Genomic DNA, 5,434 nt, shown 5'->3' on the forward strand with positions numbered 1-5,434 from the left:
GGACTTATCATCGGATCGTAGCCAAAGTCAGACGGCCCTCGCCGTAGCCTTACTAGAATGCTGGCCTTAAAAGAGCGGCTTCGCACTGCACTGCTGATGGAAGGCGAAGAGAAAACCCGTCCGTCATAATTCATGCGCCAAATACGGTGGATTCCGCCGGTGACAAAAACGGATGAGTTTTGACCGCTGAGCGCGGCACAGCTGACCTTCATTGATGAGCTGACCACTGTTCACAGTGCGGGCATAGCTGAACCCATCATGATGCGTCAGTCTTGCTACGATTTGTGAAACCCATCCTTTTGACGGTTCTTGGCTTTCGAATGACCGGTGCTACTGTGGACGCAATTCGAGGAGAGCAGCGTGAGACGTGTAGTTCTGGATACTGAAACTACCGGCGGTAGCGCCAAGAATGGCGACCGCGTAGTCGAGCTCGGCATGGTCGAGACCATGGATCATGTCCCGACCGGGCGCGCCTTGCACTTCTACTTCCGGGCGCAGCGACCGATTCAGTGGGGCGCGTCCCGTGTCCACGGCCTGACCGCAGAGATGCTGCGCGACTGCCCGGCCTTCACCACGCACGCAGCAGAAATCCGTGCGTTCCTGGGCGAAGACCCGATCTTAGCGCACGGTGCGAAGTTCGACCGTAACTTCATGAACAAGGAGTTCGTTGCTGCGCGCATCGAGCCGCCACGGAAAGACAATTGGGAAGACACGGTCGCGCTCGTCCGCGCGAACCTAACGGGCCCAGCAGGGCTCAGCACGGTCGTTCAGAAGCTCGGTCTCAAGGTGCCGGACAGGACCATCCACGGCGCTCTTCTGGATGCCGCGGTCCTGGCGGGGGTCGTCGCACATCTATATGGGAGGCCGGCCGTCGATATCGCGGGTCTCGCCTCATCGGGACTGCCACGCCCGAAGAAGCCGCCGGCGCCGCACAACCAAGTCGAGACCACGGTTTATATCATCCGCGCCGTCGCCGAGACACATGGCGAGGTGGATACGATGCCTGAGTTCATCGACGGGATCTTCCAGCGCGGTGTCGTCGCCGAGCCCCGAATTTGGCCGCAGAAACCGACTGAGATGCGCGGCATTCGCCTTCACCGCGACGGCATCTACCTGACCGCCAGCCAAGTCGGACTCGGCAAGCACCATTGGGCCGCGGGCACCCTTGCAGTGACGCAGGATAACTTCGGAGAAATAGCGAACGCGGCGCAGACGGCATGCCATAGCGTCGGCTGGAAGCCGAAGCGGGTGACGGTTCCAGTCGAGATGACGGCACGGCCGCTCCCCGTGGTGCCGGCAAGGCGCTAAGCGCCGGGTCACGCAGCCAAGGGAAAGCAAAGGGAGCCGGAGCGCACACCCCTAACTTCAGGTCCGAGGACGGCCCCGCTATCGTGATCGCCGACCATCAGATTGGCCTCATGTGCCCAAGCGGCGGCCATTGGACCGTCTCACTGAAGCTCAAAAAAGCACACGACGCAAAAAGCCTCTCGAAAAGAGAAATCTCATTTCGAAATTCTGGATAACCCGAAGTTTTACTCCTTCATCGAGTTCCAGAGGGCATCGGGCGCATGTTCAGGCCCGAACCCTACCTGGCCTTAAGGGGCCCGAAGCCGCATATTTGGGCTGCTTCGGGAATATTTCATGAACATTTATGTGTCTGAATTCTGTAGATACATGACCACGTTTTCGGCTGGCATCTTGAACCCACGCCCGTCGGAGACCCGCTCAGTGCTAATCGGATACTTTGGTCTATTGGGATTGATTGCCACAATCCGGTAGAGGTCTCCCCGTGATCTGAAGGTCCGGCCATAGTCAGATGGTTCAAGGCCAAAATGTGGTGCAAGAACTTCAAAGAGGGCTTTGTCTGGCGAATAGATCGCGCCGCCCTCCATCGGGATGCCGACACGGAAGCTGATGTCGAAACCATGACGCAGGTCGATGTAGCTCAGCTCTCCGCCTTCAACCGTCAACCCGTGCGTCTCCGCCACCTTGAGGCACGCTTGCATCATGTCCCGACGGAGTTTCTCGCAGAGCGGGGGCGTCAGGTTGCGCGGCGGTGGTACTTTTGTGCTTGATGGGGCCGGCGGCTTGGCCACTGGCGACCGCTGCTTTGTCTTGTTTTTTTTCACATCAAAGCCTTTGCTTTATAGACAGTGCCCCGCGATATTCCCATGTCGCGTGCGATTTCCGTAGGCGACATGCCCTCTGATAGCTTCGCCTGAATGGTGGCCATATCGATTTTCGGGAGGCGTCCGCGATACACGCCACGTTGCTTGGCAGCCAGAATGCCCTCGGCTTGCCGCTCTCGCCGCAGGTGCGTCTCGAACTCGGCAAATACACCGAGCATGTCAAAGAAAGCCTTTCCCGTGGCGTTTGAGGTGTCCACTGGCTGCTCTGTTGCGGCCAGATGCGCGCCCTTGGACTTCAGCTGGGTGACGATTGTCTGTAGGTCACTGAGGCTTCGGGCCAGCCGATCGATGCGGGTGACCACCAGCGTCTCACCTGAGTGGATGAAATCAAGGATCGTCTTGAGCTCAGGCCGCCCCTCAAGGCTGGCGCCACTCTTTTGCTCGGTGCGGACCATGCCACACCCGGCTGCTTTCAAGGCGGCAATCTGCGCATCGAGGTTCTGTTCGACGGTTGATGTGCGCGCGTACCCGATTTTGGCCTGATAGGTGATCATTTTGAGTGTGCCCTCGACATGATATGTTCATTATCGATAAATTAGCCCTAAGTGAACACGAAACTTGCCTGTTTTATTGTTCATGGCGATTGTAATCAAGGGTATACCCATATTGACGTCTTGAGTTTTCAATTTCCAATTGCGATCAAATTTACAAACATCGCGTGAGGTAGGAGCCCACGTTCACGGGAGGTGCCAAAAATGAGAAAGCAAAAGCCAAAAGTCAGTCATGCGCACATGAAGAAGCGCCTAGAAGAATTCATCCAAAGCTTTGTCAGAGACTTCGCGGATGAAGACGTGTCGTTGAAAAAGGTCGATACAGCAGCGCGTATTTTTCTTGACTCGTTGACACCTTTGGAACGAGGCATGCTTCTGTACGAAGATGGTGTGCCTATCGAGATATCGCAGTTGAGTGCGAGCGACCGCGACCGATACACCAACAAGTACGGCGCAGAAAATCTGAAAAAGGGCTGCTTCTTCCGCCTGTCGTCCGGAGCGATCTCATTCATTTCTCACGAGCACAACCTGAAATACAAACTTGAGAACTGACAAAAATCCCTTTGAATAACGCATACGAAGCTCGGGAGTGCACGATCGTTTTGTTTGCTCTTTGTTCGAACGAAAGCCCAAATATGCAGCTTCGAGCCCCATGGGCCTACCTGGCACAGCGCGGTTAGTTTGGCCTCAAACCGGGATTTCGCCGCACATGTCACGAACGGCCGCTGTCGGACAAAAACGTCTGGTCAAAATAGGTAGGACAAATACGGTCGTTTTTGGCGGTCTGTGCAAGTGCAGCGAATGGCGGCTCTGAGATGGTTGCTCCACGTTCCAATAACGAAGAATTTTGGCGCAGCTCGAACGTCCGGCGCGCGCGCGACTAAACTTCCATGAACGTGCAGCGCGACAATTAAATTAAGTGCTCTCATTCAGATTGTCGCGCTACAAAATGCGCTAAAACAATAGTATTTTTTTTAATAAGGTTATTTTTCGTTTTATCTGCCTATTCCGTTAGGCGAAAAGTATTTCGTCAATGCAGCAATAGCATGGTCATTGCCGCTTTCATTTGGTGTCCCCCGATTGACAGTTCTCAGGGCGTTTTGTTGGGAGCCGGGCCACTCTATGATGCGAGGCTTCGGTCCGACATGGCACACCAAACTGCCTTGACGCTGCGCCATCCAATAAAGCCATAGATCGTCCCCATGTGGGCAGAGGGTCATGAACAGATCTTCGCGAAGAACATCGGCGTGCAGGCTTTGCGGTGGATAAAGGACGCCTCCAACACCAGTTGCAAACAGAGCCTGGCCTTCGTGTCCCTGAAGAATATTCTTGGTCCACCTCTCATAGGATTCCATCTGGCCCGCAGCGTCGTAAAGGATGCGGTGCACCCGGTGGGCTACGATCCGACCCTGACAGGCAACTGCCGTCTTAACCAAACCCTCGAGCCAATCCGCAGGGTAGTAAATGTCGTCATCCGCTGTGGCTATATATGCGTCAGGCATCCGACGCAGTGCAGGAATGATTTTGTTGAATGAACGAAGATCCTGTGTCCGGTATATTTTCAAGCCTCGTTCCTGCAACATCAGAACCTGGTCTGGCAGCTGATCGAAGTCTTCATCACTGATCCATAGAATGACCTCATCGGGCATAATCGTCTGACATAGCAGGCAAGTCAGCGTCAAATGCAGAACATCATAACGTTTGGGATAGCTTGTTAACGACACGATAAGTGGCGCACCAAGGCAGTGTGGGCGTGGAGTAACATGGCGTGATACCATTTCCATCATCGCCCTGCGGGTCCGCCATTTCGATTTAAGTGTCCGGAAGGGTCCCATACTACACGCGTAATCCATTTCCTTGCGAAGAGTAAATTGGTTGGGTGTTCGAGCCATGATGAGCATTGACGGTGTCGAAGTTTTTTAATTGTAACGCCGCTCGAGCCCGGAGAGGATTATGGCTCTCTCATCAGGCATCATTGCTTCTAAACTCTGGACACAGAACGACGAATAGGCGTCATTATTTAGGTCCTCCATCGTGCGGGCCAATGCAGAACCAGTCGGGTGGCCAGGCTTGATATATCCGACATCGACCGGGGGCAATATGCGTGCACCAGCCGCAATCTCCAGATGATGCGCCAAGCCGATCGGCGAAAATTGAGCGTCGGACCGGAACCGATGTTTCGCCTGCGCACGGAGTGCGGCAGGTTTGCCATCATAATAGTTCGCCACGGTCGATCGCCGCATGGGCTGTGGCTGATGTTCTACCAGCAGGTAGTCCTTATACCGACCCACCGCCCGCGCTGCGGCCTGCTGTGCCGCCTTGTAGCCCGGCCGGCTACGTCCAAGCGTGGATTTCAGTCGCCGGATAATTACGTTTGGCATTTTTTTGAGATTGCCATGCAAGACAGGTGAATCATCATCAAAGAAATCCGTTGGCAGCATGGGCCTGCCAATGAATATGTCATCGTTCAGGTATATAAAACGTTCGGCCAAGCCGGGAATTCTATGGATCATCGTTTCAATCGAACGTGACGAGAAAACCGGAAGAAGATCAGTGTGATCGGAATAAATATCCTTATGGTCAACAAACTTTATCTTGCCGTTGTCTGGCAACGAGCCAAGCACGGATGGACGCTGTTCGTCGGTAACAATGTGAATGCAGCGCACGAAGGGGCAGAATTTGAGCAATGAAATGACTGAAAACCAAATTTCGCCAGAACTGACGAAACGAAGTTGACCGGCCGCGTCTGGATGG

Annotated in this window: 6 protein-coding genes; 2 read left to right on the top strand and 4 right to left on the bottom strand. The window is 54.4% G+C overall.

What is annotated here, in order from left to right; translation table 11 throughout:
- Window positions 1-360: 360 nt before the first annotated feature.
- Window positions 361-1,308, top strand: coding sequence for an exonuclease domain-containing protein (locus ACOI1H_RS23320; protein ID WP_422440552.1), 948 nt, complete (start codon window positions 361-363; stop codon window positions 1,306-1,308).
- A 341-nt stretch (window positions 1,309-1,649) separates the two neighbouring features.
- Here ACOI1H_RS23320 and ACOI1H_RS23325 read toward each other — a convergent pair whose 3' ends face one another.
- Both ACOI1H_RS23325 and ACOI1H_RS23330 read right to left on the bottom strand, forming a co-directional pair.
- Complete coding sequence (locus ACOI1H_RS23325; protein ID WP_422440553.1) at window positions 1,650-2,129, bottom strand: hypothetical protein; 480 nt, start codon at window positions 2,127-2,129, stop codon at window positions 1,650-1,652.
- Complete coding sequence (locus ACOI1H_RS23330; RefSeq protein WP_422440554.1) at window positions 2,126-2,683, bottom strand: recombinase family protein; 558 nt, start codon at window positions 2,681-2,683, stop codon at window positions 2,126-2,128. Before ACOI1H_RS23330 ends, ACOI1H_RS23325 begins: the two co-directional genes overlap by 4 nt.
- A gap of 201 nt (window positions 2,684-2,884) precedes the next feature.
- Between ACOI1H_RS23330 and ACOI1H_RS23335 the strand changes: the two genes are divergently transcribed.
- Window positions 2,885-3,232: a hypothetical protein gene (locus ACOI1H_RS23335; RefSeq protein WP_422440555.1), complete on the top strand. Its 348-nt coding sequence runs from the start codon at window positions 2,885-2,887 to the stop codon at window positions 3,230-3,232.
- 443 nt (window positions 3,233-3,675) lie between these two features.
- Here the strand turns inward: ACOI1H_RS23335 and ACOI1H_RS23340 are convergent, their stop codons facing one another.
- Together ACOI1H_RS23340 and ACOI1H_RS23345 are read right to left on the bottom strand one after the other, a co-directional pair.
- Window positions 3,676-4,581: a glycosyltransferase gene (locus ACOI1H_RS23340; protein WP_422440556.1), complete on the bottom strand. Its 906-nt coding sequence runs from the start codon at window positions 4,579-4,581 to the stop codon at window positions 3,676-3,678.
- 18 nt (window positions 4,582-4,599) lie between these two features.
- Window positions 4,600-5,434, bottom strand: an 835-nt coding sequence (locus ACOI1H_RS23345) for a nitrate reductase (RefSeq protein WP_422440557.1), incomplete at its 5' end; no start/stop codon positions are given.

Source organism: Loktanella sp. DJP18, from assembly GCF_049310965.1.
Taxonomy (GTDB): Bacteria; Pseudomonadota; Alphaproteobacteria; order Rhodobacterales; family Rhodobacteraceae; genus Loktanella.